The organism is Vibrio sp. 2134-1, from assembly GCF_033339495.1.
This window is the reverse complement of record NZ_JAWOUS010000021.1, coordinates 24,197-37,620: the sequence shown is the minus strand read 5'-3', so window position 1 is coordinate 37,620 and position 13,424 is coordinate 24,197. Positions and strand designations below refer to the sequence as shown.

The window sequence follows — 13,424 nt, the reverse complement described above, 5'->3', positions numbered from 1 at the left end:
AAGTAACTCACTCACATATATGGTAAATCCGTTGGCTAAAATATTACTCGCACAGTGGTTCCCAGGGCTTGTTCAGCTTAAGCATTATCAAAAAGAATGGTTTGTTAACGACTTTAGAGCCGCCTTTTCTGTTGTCGCGGTTGCACTGCCAGTTGCCATAGCTTATGCACAGTTAACTGGTGTATCCGCAATTGTCGGTCTGTATTCGTGCGTACTGCCAATGTTGGTTTACGCCATGATGGGCACATCTCGACAACTCATTGTCGGACCCGATGCAGCAACCTGTGCAGTGATCGCTGCTGTTGTGACACCACTTGCCGCAGGTGACCCCACAAAACATTGGCAGTTGGTTATGACCATGACAGCGATGACGGGGATTTGGTGTGTACTGGCAAGTCGTTTCAAGCTAGGAGTATTTGCAGATTTCCTTTCTCGCCCGATTCTTTTGGGTCTACTCAACGGTGTTGCTCTCACAATTATCGTTGGTCAGTTTGCGAAAGTAGTCGGTTTGAAATACGAGCAACGTTATTTACTGGAACGTTTATGGGAAGCTCCACAACGATTAACCGATCTTCATTGGCCTACTGTAACTCTGAGTATCGTGACAGTTGTCGTTTATTTGCTCACCAAACGCTACCGACCAACTTGGCCTGCTGCCATGCTGGCGATCCTCGTAACTACTGCGTCAGTTTGGTTTTTCCATTTACAAGAGATGGGCGTATCGGTTGTCGGACTCACTCAAGGTGGCTTCCCTCAGTTTCAAACACCGGAATTTGAGCTAGGTGAAGTTCGTGAACTAGTAGTCCCGGCGCTCAACCTTGCGATTGTCAGTTTTGTTAGCATGATGCTCACCGCCCGCAGTTTCGCGGCTAAAAACGGTTATGATATTGATGCAAATAAAGAGTTTCAGGCGTTGGGTTTTGCCAACATTGCCTCAGCGTTTTCACAAGGTTTCGCAATAAGCGGCGCTGACTCACGCACAGCCGTCAATGATGCAAATGGCGGTAAATCTCAATTAGTTTCGATTGTCGCCGCAATCACCATTGCCATTATTGCGGTATTTATTTACGAGCCTTTACAGTTCATCCCTATCGCTTCACTTGGTGTTGTATTGATCATTGCGTCCCTATCGCTGCTCGATCTTAAAGCAATTTGGAAATTAAAATCTCGTGACAAAGATGCATTTTATCTGGCCATCATTACTTTTATTTCTGTGTTGATCGTGGGTGTAATACCGGGGATCACTTTGGCGGTACTGTTAGGGCTGTTTCAATTTTTACGGATTGTCATGCGACCGAGTGATCAGCTACTTGGCTTGGATGAAAAAGGTACCATTCGGACAATCGACGACTCAGGAAAAGCTTCGCCTATTCCTGGAATGGTGATTTACCGCTTTAACTCACCGCTAACTTACTTCAATGCTCCTTACTTTAAACGTAGAGTGTTAGAGCAGGCAGAGCATCACAAAGACGCAAGTTGCGTTGTCATCGACGCCGTGTCGAGCTTTACTCACTTGGATCTCAGTGTGATGGCAACACTGGCAGATATTCACAATACTTTGAAAAAGAGAGGCGTACGCTTAATCCTAGCAGGAAGGAAACGATGTCTTCGTCAATGGTGTGAGCTTACTGGTATCAGCACCAGTGAAGGAGGCATCTTACTGCGAGCTGATATGTACCTTGCCATTAAACTTAGTGGCTGTTACATCAGTGCTGTGGGTGAGGGACAAATTCCTACTGTTCAAAAAGAGCCTGATTTAGAGCAGCCACCCAAACCAATTCCAGAAGTGGCTTAAATAGAAATTTAATATAGAAAACAGGAAATTAAACTCCTGTTTTCTAGTGCTTATCTTCACAGCTGAATACGTGTTATGCCTTTGGCTTAAACTTTTTTGTCATCCCTTGGCTTTTAGGAGCCACCAGCCTATAACCAAGCTTTTCGTAAAAGACCGGTTCATCAGCAATCATAGAAACGTAAGAGCCTTCAAGTGCAACAGAAGAAAGATAACCGTCGATGTATTCCATGACTTTTCTACCTAAACCGTTACCTTGATAATCAGAATCAACGGCAACGTCGACAATTTCGAAGTTACACGCCCCGTCACCAACAACCCGACCCATTGCAATGAGCTTTCCTTCATCCCGAACAGATACGCCATATAACGAATTGGGTAGACCAATTTCAGCAGCTTTCAACGATTTGGGTGATAGCCCGGCTTTGACACGCATATCACAGTATTCTTTCGGGCTTGGCACATGCTCTTCATATCTTATTGTCATTATGTACTACTCCTTTGTATCACCTTGGAGCTTACATAACTAAACTGTATAAATAAACAGTTAGACGTTGGAAAGATGTTCCCATTAAGCACACAAAGTATCAGGTCTAGAAAAGAAGCCACCGACAACTCTGACGCCATAATAGATATAAGTTGCTCTGAAGCTAGACATTCCTTTTTCTAAACATGTTTCTCTCAACAACGTATCCGCATGCTTTCGAGCACTTTGTGGCAACACCTCTTCCCTCATGAGTTGGTAAAGAGCATCATGCACTAAAGAAGCTTTCATAATGTTTTTTGTGTCTAACGCTGGCCCACTCGCTCCATCCCATGCATAGCCCTTTTTAATCGTTAACACGCCTTGTTTGGACAAACTAAGAAAAGGGCTGTCATACGCGTTACTCACTGAAATGTGAGTCTCAATCTTTTCTTCAGAATGGAGAGTGTATTTATACTTCTGACGCTTTTTGTATTTCATAACCTAACCGCCTAGCTAACTTCAGTGGGAGGAACGGAGATGACTCTCAAATTAGAGTTTCTCAGAGAGTTTTTTCAAATAGGACTTAGCAAGCTCATGGTTATCTCTGCTCAACCACTTAATACAATCAAAGAGTTCCCAGATCAGTCCTTGATCACCACTGGTATAAACTGGGAAATCTTCATGCTTTGGCGCAGGTTCATCAGTAACCATGCCCCCAATCACATCAGCTTTATCAAATAAAGTCTTAAATGGCTTAGAAAGTTTGAAGGGCTCACAGAGATCTAAACAATGAATCTCTGCACTGGTTAGGTCATTAAAAATGTATTTTTTGAAACACGCATTTTCGTTGTGCTCTCCCTCAAGGCGATAAAAAATGTCTTTATTAGCTTCAAACTGGGTAAAGCAAGGCTCTGAGGCTTTATGGAAGTTGTTTTGAGTAAATACAACAACATCAGCGTCCGAAATACGGTCACCTTGTCCTGATGACAATGAACCAAGCAATACCGCGGCAACAACGTCTTTTTCAGAACAAAAGGCATCATAAGCTGACTCAACCAAGGCCTTTTGTCGTGGTAAATGTTCTAGTCCTAACTCTCCAATTGTCATAATTCACTCCGTCGATACGCACTAAAATAAAGTCGAAACGTAAACAGTATCATGCGAGCTTTATTATGATTAATCAACGTTAAATCATGGTGTTACTTTAAAATAAAATGATTAATGACCATGAGAAATATCAAATTCTGTCTCAAACTTAAACTGAAAAAAACGGAGCCGATTGGCTCCGTTTCTCGCTTTATGTGTTACTACTATTTCTTTGGCACTTCTAACTGCATCTCTGGCATGGCATCGCGCTTCGCTTTAATTTTGCGCCAGACTATCCATGCAATGATCACAATCAGCAGCATTATCACATTACCCACCGCGATAATAATCATGCTGCGCTTACGCTCAGCCTCCCGCTCAGCGATAATTTGCTTTTCCATTTCAATACGACGCTGCTCGGCTAATTCAGCTTCTTTTGCAATTCGAGCAGCTTCTAGATCAACTTCATCAACAACACTGAAGGTTTGCTCTGGGATAGGAAACGCCAACGAGCGCTGGGTTGCAAAATCAGTGGCAAAGATCTCGCCGCGCCAGGCGTACTTACCAAGTTCAGAATCGTTATTGAGGTTCAACGTAACTCTCATTCCATCTTTAGAGACCTGTCCTTGGCTGTAACTAATGAAACCATCGGGAGCGTCCTTTTTCACTGTGACTGCTATAGAGCCTGGTGCAATCATACCTTGCTCGCCACTCACCACTAATTGGTGTGGCTTATCGGAATTACGAGCCTGAATAAAAGTACGAGAGATTGGGTTCGGATAAACCAAGATGACTTGTTCTTGCGCTCGTAAGAATACGCCATTGCCAGACGTGATGCGCGCGCGGTACTTACCAGGCTCAACGTCTATTGGGAGCTGAACCGTAAACACACCATCCCCTGCTTTTTCATCCAAGCCTCGGCCGTCATCAGAAAACTCACCCACAACCATCGGCACTGGACGTGCTTCTTTGATCAGCTCATCTTCATTTTCGACAAACTTGGTAAATGTCACGCGCAGATTCACGCGATCAAGGAAGTCGCGCAGTACAAGAGGTTTGCCGTCGGAGGTCAGGCGAGCTGTAAACTTAAGCGCTTCCCCATTATATAATCGGTTTGGGAACAGATCCGTACTGAGCTTTAGGTGAGAAATTAAGCGGATGTTATTTTTAGGCGTAACTTTCCCCACAGCCTGCCATGGACCTGGCATAGGGTTATCAACGGAAATAATATCGAGTGAGGCTTCTTGATACCAACGTACATTGTCGTAAGAGCCCCAAGCATAGTATTTTTTACCGTCAGGACGGACTAAAACAACTGGCTGAGAACTTTGCTCACGATAAACCAAAAACGTGATCTGCTCGATGGTTGGATCAACTCGAAAGCGATTGTCTAACAAAGACATTGTAGATTCACTCGCAGCACTCGAGAGACTACTCCATATCGCTAAAAACGCGACCAACAAAGCCCTCAACATAGCTTCTCCTATTGATGCCAAATACAGTCGTTCACCAACTCTAATCTTTTTTGGTGAGCTTCTAGTTCATCGGCACTTGCGCGCAAAACCTTTAGCGCTTTTCTTCCTTCAATACGACGAATGGTTTCTACTCCACCCTCTTGTTTATTCGCGTTAAATTCTAGACTCGTTTGACCACCCGTCATAAAGAGGTAAACGTCGGCTAGAATCTCCGCATCGAGCAAAGCTCCGTGGAGTGTACGGTGCGAGTTATCAATACCGTAACGTTCACATAAGATATCAAGGTTGTTTCGCTTACCAGGGAAGATTTTCTTCGCCATTGCAAGGGTGTCGGTCACCTTGCAGTAGTCGTCCGTTTTGCCGATGTTAGGATCGAGCATGCCAAACTCGTAATCCATAAAGCCGGTATCGAAGGGCGCGTTGTGGGCAACAAGTTCTGCGCCTTTAATAAACTCAAGAAACTCTTGGTGCACGCTCGCGTATTCCGGTTTATCAACCAAGAATTCATCCGTAATACCGTGAACTTCAACCGCTTCTGGTTGGATTTCACGATCGGGTTTTAAATAAACGTGGAAGTGACGACCAGTCAGCTTACGGTTGATGATCTCCACGGCACCGATTTCAATAATGCGGTGTCCCATGTAGTGAGGACCACCCTCGCGGTTCATACCTGTGGTTTCGGTATCGAGAACGACAATGCGGTTATATTCAGAATTGCTGCTGGTATTCATAAGGTTATGTATGTCAGACTATGCTTTATTAAATGTTTCGGCTAATAGTACCAAAAAATATGACCAAACACGTTGAGATTTTCACTGACGGTTCTTGTTTAGGTAACCCAGGACCAGGTGGTTACGGCATAGTATTGCGTTACAAAGACGTAGAAAAGACACTTTCCAAAGGCTATACGTTAACTACCAACAACCGCATGGAAATGTTGGCGGCTGTCGTCGCGCTGCAGACGCTAAAACAACCTTGCAAAGTCACTTTAACGACTGACAGCCAATATGTGCGCCAAGGTATTACTCAGTGGATCCATAACTGGAAGAAGCGTGGTTGGAAAACAGCGGATAAAAAACCCGTGAAGAATGCCGATTTATGGCAAGCTCTAGACAAAGAAACCGCACGCCATCAAGTTGAATGGCATTGGGTAAAAGGCCACGCGGGCCATCGTGAGAACGAAATGTGTGATGAGCTAGCCCGGACTGCTGCAGAAAACCCAACTGAGGAAGATACAGGTTACCAACCCTCTTAGCGAGATTCTTTCCTCATAGTGTTACCCTCTCGATTCATCACCCCAAGTGGTGTGAGCTTTTTCTTCAAGCGCCAATGCGGTTTGATAGGCTTGAGAGGGTATGTCCGTTTCCGCGCGACTATGTAATACAAACTCCCAGCGGGTGATGCCCAATCACCAAGACTATTTTCCAACCATGTCCACATCGTACGGTAACGTTTCATCGGAAACAGCGCATAACGATCACAATGAATCACTTGATAATTAAGTAACCCTAACCAATCTTTGATGCGGTTCGACGTAAACATTCGTCCACTCCAAGGCAAATTATGTTTACGCCATGGAAGCAAACTCGCTAATCCAGTCAAGCTTAATGGGTTGAATCCAGTAATAATTACATAGCCATCATCCATCATCACTCTATCGACTTCACGCAACAAACGGTGTGGATCGCTTGCATAGTCGAGCTGATGAGCGAGTATCACAACATCAAAGCTTTTTTCCAAAAAGGGTAATTCGTAACCATCCGCAATCACATTATGCAACGGGTTCTGGATATCTACGTTGACTTGGTGTTGAATGTTACAATTACAGCTGGTTAGCTCACAGCTCAACCCGCCCAGTTTGAGCATATGGTAGCCGAAGAGTTTCGGGCACCATTCATCAAGTCGGGTCTGGATTGACTCAAGCACCCACGGACCGTTGTTCATTGCTGACCAAGTCGACGGGTGTGGTATAGTTTTGTTGCTGAGTGCTGGTTTCATTAACCACCTGACTAAAATGGGTGACGGAGAACGAATCGTGTTAGAGATCAAAAGCATACCCGCATTTAATGATAATTACATCTGGCTGATACAAAATAGCGATAAGCGCTGCGCAGTCGTTGATCCGGGCGATGCGAAGCCAGTATTAGAATTTCTGCAGGCTAACGAATTAACTTTAGAAGCGATTTTAATTACGCACCACCACAACGATCACATTGGTGGCGTTCCAGACTTAGTGCGTGCATTTCCTAACGTCGCCGTTGTGGGCCCAAAATCAGAACCAATTCCAACCCTAACGACACCAACGGAAGAAGGCGACAAGCTAGAGTTGTTTGGTGAGATTTTCTTAGTACTTGGGTTACCCGGTCATACTTTGGGCCATATCGGTTACGTTGGGGACGGAAAACTGTTTTGCGGTGATGTGCTCTTTTCTGCTGGCTGCGGTCGTGTTTTTGAAGGTACGCCTGAGCAAATGTTTGAATCACTGAGCAAACTAACGTCTCTACCAGAAGAAACTCAAGTCTTCTGCGCGCATGAATACACCGCGAGTAACGTGGCGTTTGCTCTAGCGGTTGAACCTGACAATGAGCAACTTCGCCAATATCGCGACGATGTAAACCGACTGCGAGCACTCAACATTCCGACACTTCCAACAACAATACGCAAAGAAAAGTGGATTAATCCGTTCTTGCGAACCTCGAACCCTGACGTGGTTCAATCTGTTGCTAGTCGCATTAAAAATAGCGATCCATGCTCGGTTTTTACTGCTTTACGCGAGTGGAAGAACGAATTTTAACCATTTTCTGCTTGTAAGTTTGCAAGACCCCAGTATTATCAGGGACTGATTTTTCGAGAAGCGCCACTGGCGCTTCTCTTACGTTTGGGGTTGATATAAATCTATTTGAATTTCTCCCCATTGCATAATTAGAAGCTCTTTGCCTCTATAAATTAGTTAGTGTTTAAAAGATGTCTATTATCTTGCGACTGCCACGCACATTACGTTGCGCGACAGGCAGGTGAAGATAAACAGGCCCTAAATAGGCTGAATCCATGCGTTTGAAGTATACTTGGGCGTTGGCGTTGTTATTATCTGGCTGTCAATTGACTCAGTCAGATTCAACGTCTTCTACACCAGAAACCAATAAATCTGAGCAGACTGCAAAGCAAAATGCAGTAAAAGCTCAACCGGGCAATAAATCGTCACTAGCAAAAAAATCCGCTAACGACGCGCCTAAAGTTCTCTCCCCCCAAGAACAAGAAGATGTGTGGCAACGTATCGCCATGCAGCTGGACATGGATATCCCAAACCACAAGAAAGTGGACTACTACCGTACGTGGTATTTAAAGCACCCAAATCACCTTTACACGGTATCTAAGCGTGCTACCCCTTTTCTATACATGATCACAAAACGTATCGAAGAGCGCGGACTCCCAATGGAGCTTGCTTTACTTCCTGTAGTGGAAAGTTCATTCGATGCCTTTGCCTACTCACACGGTAGTGCAGCTGGGTTGTGGCAATTTGTCCCAGGCACCGGAAAAATGATGGGATTAGAGCAAAACTACTGGTATGACGGTCGCAGAGATGTGGCAGCAGCAACGGATGCAGCGCTGGACTACCTAGTACAACTAAACGAGCGTTTTGATGGTAACTGGGAACATGCAATCGCCGCTTATAACAGCGGTGGTGGCCGTGTTTCTAGCGCAATTCGTAAGAATAAAAAGCTCGGTAAACCTATCGATTTCTTCTCATTAGACTTACCAAAAGAGACCAGTAGTTACGTTCCTAAGCTGTTGGCCTTGGCTGACGTTATCGCAAACCAAGACAAGTACGGACTTAATATTCCTGCAATTCCAAACAAGCCTGTTCTAACGCTTGTTGATCCAGAAGAGCAGTTAGATCTGGCTATTGCCGCAGATTATGCCGGCATTAGCGTAAAAGAGTTGCAGAGTTACAACCCTGCATACAACCAGTGGTCGACAGCACCTGAGGGGCCGCACCAACTTTTGATTCCCGTAGAGAAAAAAGAGACTTTTCTCACCAAGGTGGAGAAAAATCGCGGTAAAGGGATGAAGGTCGCTCGCTACAAGGTGAAATCTGGTGACTCTTTAAGCGTGCTAGCTAATAAATACGGCACAACCACGAAAGTCATTCGACGTGCCAACGGCCTATCGAATAACAACATTCGTATTGGTCAATACCTATTGATTCCGACATCAACAAAAGACGATGCAAAATATGCATTAACGGCACAAAACCGATTAAACAAGACTCAATCTCGTGCTCGTGGTCAACTCAAGCTCACCCATGTCGTTCAGTCTGGAGAAAGTTTGTGGTCAATCGCACGTAACAATAAAGTGTCGTATAAATCGTTAGCTAAATGGAATGGTATGGGCCCTAAAGATCCATTGCGTGTGGGTCAAAAGCTAGTGATTTGGAAGGACTCAGACAAAGGTTCTGTGATCCGTACCGTTTTCTACAACGTTCGCTCTGGCGACACCATTAGCGGCATTGCAAGCAAGTTCAAAGTAAAAACGAACGACATCGTGAAATGGAACTCGCTACACAAGAAAAAATACTTACAACCAGGTCAAAAGCTTAAGTTGTACGTTGACGTAACGAAGGTAAGTGTATGAACCCATCAAGCAATCCACTTGTGATGCTGTTGGACATTTTTCGTTCTCCAACATCTTGTTTTCTTGCGCTTTATCAACGCGGTGGATGGGGATGGCAACCGTTCATCTTCCTGATGCTTAGTCCGTTTTTATTCTGGGGTGCTTACTTTTCGAATGTCGATTTCACGTGGCTCAGTGACCAACTTGCTGCGCAATTTCAGCAAATCGACCCGAAGCAGATTGAGCTATTAGAACCAAACACGCTAATGGCAAGCGCGATCATCAATGATGTATTCAACCGCTTTGCCACCTTACTATTGCTCGCGCTTTGGTTCTTTCTTGCAACAAAGGCAAGCAAACAACAATACGGTTACTGGAAATGGTTTGCCGCATCGTGTGCTATCTTATTCCCAGCAGTATTGGGCGATGTAGCAAGCTACGCGAGCTTGCTACTCAAGCATGGTCAGGTAATGACTTACGCTGCCGATTTAAATAGCCTCAATGGTCTATTAAAGCTGCCTCTTACTAACGAATGGTCTCATTTCGCTAGCTCGTTACCTTTGCTTCTGCCTTGGTACATTGTGCTCGGCTACGGCGTTGTACTGACGTGGACGGAGTTTGAACGTGGCCAAGCTTTGGTGATAGCAAGCCTGCCATGGGTATTCTTCTACGTTATTTGGGCACTTTATATTGTGGTAACCTAAGCTAGTTATTTAACGTAAATGACAATAACAATGGGTTATGATCGGAAGCGTCGCTCTGCGGCGCTTTTGCGTACTTAAGCGTCAGACCTCGGTAAAACACATGGTCCAGTGGTAACCCTGTTATAAATTGGACTCGATGATCCGGCAAGAACGTCACCTCTTGTAAGTCCGCAGCCTTTAAGGCCTGCCTCATCGCATTAACGCGAAATTCACTCCAGCTATTGAAGTCTCCAGCAAATAGAATTGGCCCCACATGATGCTTTAAAAGCATTTCAAGCGCCGTTAACTGCGATACATACTCTTTTGTACCTACGGTGAAGTTAATCGCATGTACATTCACCACTGCGAGTTTCTCGCCATTACTCAAGTGATACTGGCTATATAATGCAGACTTAGGTAAGCGAAGCCACGGCTCTTTAGAGGTGTAAGCGCAGGCTTTTTCTGGTTGCCCTTGAGCAATACTAATTACACCGGCACCGCTACCCAGCGCCTTAAAAGCACTCACTTGATTACTAACCCAGCGACCATCCACCAACCACTGTTTAAATGATGGTGTCATGCTGGCTTCTTGCAATAACAGTAACTGCTTATCAGCAGAAAACTCATCGAGTGCACGTTGCCAATTAGCCCGGTTCTGTTTGTAGATATTCCAGACAAGCACATTGATTTTGCCGTCATGATCGAGAGCTTTTGAATCGCTAAATTCGATGCACCTGATATCTTGTGTCAGCTCGGTACCTGTTTGAGTAATAATTTGCGGCTGATCTGGTACGGTGAAAATAACCTGGAAGCCAACCAATACCGCCATTACGAGAAAAGCTAACGCCAGAAAAAAACGCTTAAACATACGACAAACCTGAATGTAGGCACCCGAAATCTAGAACAACAAATCTCGGGTTAAATGATTTCACTAATAAGCAAACAACAAAAAAGGAGCCACTTGGCTCCCTTTTAGCATAATAAATACGAAACAGGTGACAAGAAACCTTAGATCGCGTCTTCGTCTTCTTCACCAGTACGAATACGAACCACACGCTCAATATCAGTGACGAATATTTTACCATCACCAATCTTACCAGTTTGCGCGGTTTCAATGATTGTCTCTACACATTTATCAGCCACATCTTCCGTTACAACGATTTCGAGCTTCACTTTAGGTAGAAAGTCCACCATGTACTCTGCACCACGGTAAAGCTCGGTGTGACCTTTTTGGCGACCAAAGCCTTTCACTTCAGAGACGGTCATCCCTGTAATGCCAACTTCAGCTAGCGCTTCTCGAACATCATCCAGTTTAAATGGCTTGATAATCGCTTCAATTTTTTTCATGTTCATCCCTTAAGCTTCAATCGATTGCGCTTATTATCGTTTAGCGTTTCGCAACATTCAATGTTTGTCTCTGATCCACCAGCGAAAATCCAGATTGAGCAAATTAACATAGCGAATATCGTGAGTTGATAAAACCCCAGTGAGGACTGCTCAATGCCCAATCGTCCAAGCTTTTTCAGACTCACGTTTACTTCAAACTTGCGTAGTAAGCCGCTAGGTTAGCGATATCTTCATCAGACAACAATGAAGCTTGAGCTTGCATCACAGCAGCAAGCCCACCTGTTCGCTCTTTATTTTTATAAGCTTTAATTGAACTGATAATATATTGCTCATTTTGCCCTTTCAGATTTGGGTAACCCGAATGACAGCAATACCATCAGCGCCATGACACGCCGCGCATACTCCCGACTTTGCTTGACCTGCTGCAGCATCTCCCGCAGCTAGAGCTTGCCCACTGAACATGGTTAACGCCACCATTGCACCCATGATTGTTTTCTTCATTGCTTCACCTAATCAATTATTATTTAAGGATTTTTATATTTTATAATCGACATTGTGGCATGAATTTTCATTACCTGCGCCAAATAAGTTCACAATCTTGACCATTAAACGCCTGATCAACGAACAGATCTGCCACAGCAACGACTCGGTCTTGATACATCAAAATCGGAATTTGACGACGCAGCCAGCTTGGCACATTGTATTCTTGGAACAACTTCTTCAGTTTTCGACTGTGATTACGCGTGGTTGGATGCGCTGATAAGCCTTCCGGATTAAAGGTCACGCGAAGCAATTCTGGCTGACTCGGAAGCGCAATCGTTGCGTTGCTAGAACTCGTCGTTAAGGTCAGCTCCCCTAGCCGCTCTGGAAGCGATAAAACGGTATCGACTTGAATCGTACTTTGCCACTCAGTGACTTCAGCGATTTCCGTTACCCAATAGAGACGATTTCGAAAACGGCGCACTTCACCTTGTTTAAGTTGTAGTTTGGGGTTGGCATCTTGCTGAGCTAATGCGACTTCATTCCAGATAAGATTGAGTTGTACCTGAGTCGGCATACTAGTATTAAGCTTAGCCAGCCACATACGAATCAAGCGCGCACGCGCTAATCCACTGTGCTTAGCCAGTTCTTCAATACTCAAACTTAGATCCGTTTGTAAAGCGCGTTCAAACACCGCGCTCAATAGTTCATCCAATAGCGCTTCTTGTTGAGCACATAAACTTGCACTGCGCTGAACCGCTTGATGGATACTCGGCCAGCGACCAGACAATTCAGGAATAACACAATGACGAAGAAAGTTACGATCATAACGGGTATCTTGATTGCTTTCGTCTTCCACCCACTCCAAGCCTAATTTAGTAGCGGCTTCTTCGATGGTCTTCCGCTTGATAGTAAGCAATGGTCGAACTAGAGATCCGCAAGAAAACGGCATACTCTCCGCCATCGAAGATAACCCTTTAGGCCCGCTGCCGCGCTTAAGCGCAAGGAGAAAAGTCTCTATTTGATCGTCGGCATGTTGACCAGTCAACAGTATATCACCTTCTTGAATGTACTTAGTTAAGGCTTGGTAGCGAGCTTCACGAGCAAGAAGTTCAATACTTTCACCATTGCTGATGTCTAAGCTCACTCGCTCGATCGAGCACGATATCCCCACTTGTTGTGCCCAAAGTAAGCATTTATCGGCCCAATTATCGGCATTCGAGCTTAAACCATGGTGCACATACACAGCGTGACACTCTACAGAGTGCGCTTGTTGGTAGCGACTGAGTAATTCGAGTAAAAGACGTGAATCCACTCCTCCGCTAAACGCCAAGACAACCTTAGTGCCTAATTGATAGTAGCGGCCGAGAACTTGAGCAAAATGCGGGTAAAGCGATTCCATAAGCGATCCGATAGGTACAAAAAAAGGGCTGGACTCTCATCCAACCCTTTCTATTTTAACTGTTATCACTTGAGATATCAGC

General features: G+C 44.7%; 14 protein-coding genes and 1 pseudogene. 5 read left to right on the top strand and 10 right to left on the bottom strand.

The window, feature by feature from the left end:
• Nucleotides 1–19: 19 nt before the first annotated feature.
• Nucleotides 20–1,795 carry a SulP family inorganic anion transporter gene (locus R7R78_RS19845; protein WP_225474162.1) on the top strand — a complete coding sequence of 592 codons (1,776 nt, stop codon included), beginning with the start codon at nt 20–22 and terminating at the stop codon, nt 1,793–1,795.
• 73 nt (nt 1,796–1,868) lie between these two features.
• On the opposite strand, the gene R7R78_RS19840 is transcribed toward R7R78_RS19845, so the two are convergent.
• The 5 genes from R7R78_RS19840 to dnaQ all read right to left on the bottom strand — a co-directional run bounded on the left by R7R78_RS19840 (nt 1,869) and on the right by dnaQ (nt 5,550).
• Entirely contained in the window at nt 1,869–2,279 is a 411-nt protein-coding gene (locus tag R7R78_RS19840; protein WP_017633770.1) for a GNAT family N-acetyltransferase, read from the bottom strand.
• Between the two features lie 84 nt (nt 2,280–2,363).
• Nucleotides 2,364–2,756 (bottom strand): DUF1353 domain-containing protein, encoded by a 393-nt coding sequence (locus R7R78_RS19835; protein WP_017633769.1) that lies wholly within the window; start codon nt 2,754–2,756, stop codon nt 2,364–2,366.
• A gap of 51 nt (nt 2,757–2,807) precedes the next feature.
• The gene (locus R7R78_RS19830; RefSeq protein ID WP_053304069.1) at nt 2,808–3,365 is read right to left on the bottom strand and encodes a nucleotidyltransferase domain-containing protein; all 558 of its coding nucleotides are present in this window, start codon (nt 3,363–3,365) and stop codon (nt 2,808–2,810) included.
• 203 nt (nt 3,366–3,568) lie between these two features.
• Entirely contained in the window at nt 3,569–4,819 is a 1,251-nt protein-coding gene (locus tag R7R78_RS19825) for a TIGR03503 family protein (protein WP_176311132.1), read from the bottom strand.
• A gap of 8 nt (nt 4,820–4,827) precedes the next feature.
• Nucleotides 4,828–5,550: a DNA polymerase III subunit epsilon gene (gene dnaQ, locus R7R78_RS19820; protein WP_005380385.1), complete on the bottom strand. Its 723-nt coding sequence runs from the start codon at nt 5,548–5,550 to the stop codon at nt 4,828–4,830.
• Between the two features lie 59 nt (nt 5,551–5,609).
• Here dnaQ and rnhA point away from each other — a divergent pair, with 59 nt between their 5' ends.
• Nucleotides 5,610–6,074 carry a ribonuclease HI gene (gene rnhA, locus R7R78_RS19815; protein WP_005380384.1) on the top strand — a complete coding sequence of 155 codons (465 nt, stop codon included), beginning with the start codon at nt 5,610–5,612 and terminating at the stop codon, nt 6,072–6,074.
• Here the strand turns inward: rnhA and R7R78_RS19810 are convergent.
• Complete coding sequence (locus R7R78_RS19810; protein ID WP_017636046.1) at nt 6,071–6,817, bottom strand: class I SAM-dependent methyltransferase; 747 nt, start codon at nt 6,815–6,817, stop codon at nt 6,071–6,073. The two genes, rnhA and R7R78_RS19810, sit on opposite strands and share 4 nt — an antisense overlap.
• A gap of 37 nt (nt 6,818–6,854) precedes the next feature.
• On the opposite strand from R7R78_RS19810, the gene gloB reads away from it, so the two are divergent.
• The 3 genes from gloB to R7R78_RS19795 all read left to right on the top strand — a co-directional run bounded on the left by gloB (nt 6,855) and on the right by R7R78_RS19795 (nt 10,134).
• A complete protein-coding gene (gene gloB / locus R7R78_RS19805; protein WP_225474161.1) occupies nt 6,855–7,613 on the top strand; it encodes a hydroxyacylglutathione hydrolase in 759 nt (252 codons plus the stop codon).
• Between the two features lie 254 nt (nt 7,614–7,867).
• Nucleotides 7,868–9,451: a LysM peptidoglycan-binding domain-containing protein gene (locus R7R78_RS19800; RefSeq protein WP_017820746.1), complete on the top strand. Its 1,584-nt coding sequence runs from the start codon at nt 7,868–7,870 to the stop codon at nt 9,449–9,451.
• Nucleotides 9,448–10,134 carry a YIP1 family protein gene (locus R7R78_RS19795; protein WP_005380375.1) on the top strand — a complete coding sequence of 229 codons (687 nt, stop codon included), beginning with the start codon at nt 9,448–9,450 and terminating at the stop codon, nt 10,132–10,134. The genes R7R78_RS19800 and R7R78_RS19795 overlap by 4 nt, the downstream gene beginning before the upstream one ends.
• Nucleotide 10,135: 1 nt before the next feature.
• Here the strand turns inward: R7R78_RS19795 and R7R78_RS19790 are convergent, their stop codons facing one another.
• From R7R78_RS19790 to tilS, 4 genes and pseudogenes are all read right to left on the bottom strand, one after another.
• The gene (locus R7R78_RS19790) at nt 10,136–10,981 is read right to left on the bottom strand and encodes an endonuclease/exonuclease/phosphatase family protein (protein WP_225474160.1); all 846 of its coding nucleotides are present in this window, start codon (nt 10,979–10,981) and stop codon (nt 10,136–10,138) included.
• Between the two features lie 140 nt (nt 10,982–11,121).
• Complete coding sequence (glnB, locus tag R7R78_RS19785) at nt 11,122–11,460, bottom strand: nitrogen regulatory protein P-II (protein WP_005380372.1); 339 nt, start codon at nt 11,458–11,460, stop codon at nt 11,122–11,124.
• Nucleotides 11,461–11,647: 187 nt separating this feature from the next.
• A pseudogene (locus R7R78_RS19780) lies at nt 11,648–11,961 on the bottom strand (c-type cytochrome).
• A 70-nt stretch (nt 11,962–12,031) separates the two neighbouring features.
• The gene (gene tilS / locus R7R78_RS19775) at nt 12,032–13,342 is read right to left on the bottom strand and encodes a tRNA lysidine(34) synthetase TilS (RefSeq protein WP_225474159.1); all 1,311 of its coding nucleotides are present in this window, start codon (nt 13,340–13,342) and stop codon (nt 12,032–12,034) included.
• Between the last annotated feature and the right edge of the window lie 82 nt (nt 13,343–13,424).

Excerpts from the sequence above, each read along its gene's own strand:
- R7R78_RS19845 (WP_225474162.1), top strand. The coding sequence starts at position 20 with ATGGTAAATCCGTTGGCTAAAATATTACTCGCACAGTGGTTCCCAGGG.
- R7R78_RS19840 (WP_017633770.1), bottom strand. The coding sequence starts at position 2,279 with ATGACAATAAGATATGAAGAGCATGTGCCAAGCCCGAAAGAATACTGT.
- R7R78_RS19835 (WP_017633769.1), bottom strand. The coding sequence starts at position 2,756 with ATGAAATACAAAAAGCGTCAGAAGTATAAATACACTCTCCATTCTGAA.
- R7R78_RS19830 (WP_053304069.1), bottom strand. The coding sequence starts at position 3,365 with ATGACAATTGGAGAGTTAGGACTAGAACATTTACCACGACAAAAGGCC.
- R7R78_RS19825 (WP_176311132.1), bottom strand. The coding sequence starts at position 4,819 with ATGTTGAGGGCTTTGTTGGTCGCGTTTTTAGCGATATGGAGTAGTCTC.
- dnaQ (WP_005380385.1), bottom strand. The coding sequence starts at position 5,550 with ATGAATACCAGCAGCAATTCTGAATATAACCGCATTGTCGTTCTCGAT.
- rnhA (WP_005380384.1), top strand. The coding sequence starts at position 5,610 with ATGACCAAACACGTTGAGATTTTCACTGACGGTTCTTGTTTAGGTAAC.
- R7R78_RS19810 (WP_017636046.1), bottom strand. The coding sequence starts at position 6,817 with ATGAAACCAGCACTCAGCAACAAAACTATACCACACCCGTCGACTTGG.
- R7R78_RS19800 (WP_017820746.1), top strand. The coding sequence starts at position 7,868 with ATGCGTTTGAAGTATACTTGGGCGTTGGCGTTGTTATTATCTGGCTGT.
- R7R78_RS19795 (WP_005380375.1), top strand. The coding sequence starts at position 9,448 with ATGAACCCATCAAGCAATCCACTTGTGATGCTGTTGGACATTTTTCGT.
- R7R78_RS19790 (WP_225474160.1), bottom strand. The coding sequence starts at position 10,981 with ATGTTTAAGCGTTTTTTTCTGGCGTTAGCTTTTCTCGTAATGGCGGTA.
- glnB (WP_005380372.1), bottom strand. The coding sequence starts at position 11,460 with ATGAAAAAAATTGAAGCGATTATCAAGCCATTTAAACTGGATGATGTT.
- tilS (WP_225474159.1), bottom strand. The coding sequence starts at position 13,342 with ATGGAATCGCTTTACCCGCATTTTGCTCAAGTTCTCGGCCGCTACTAT.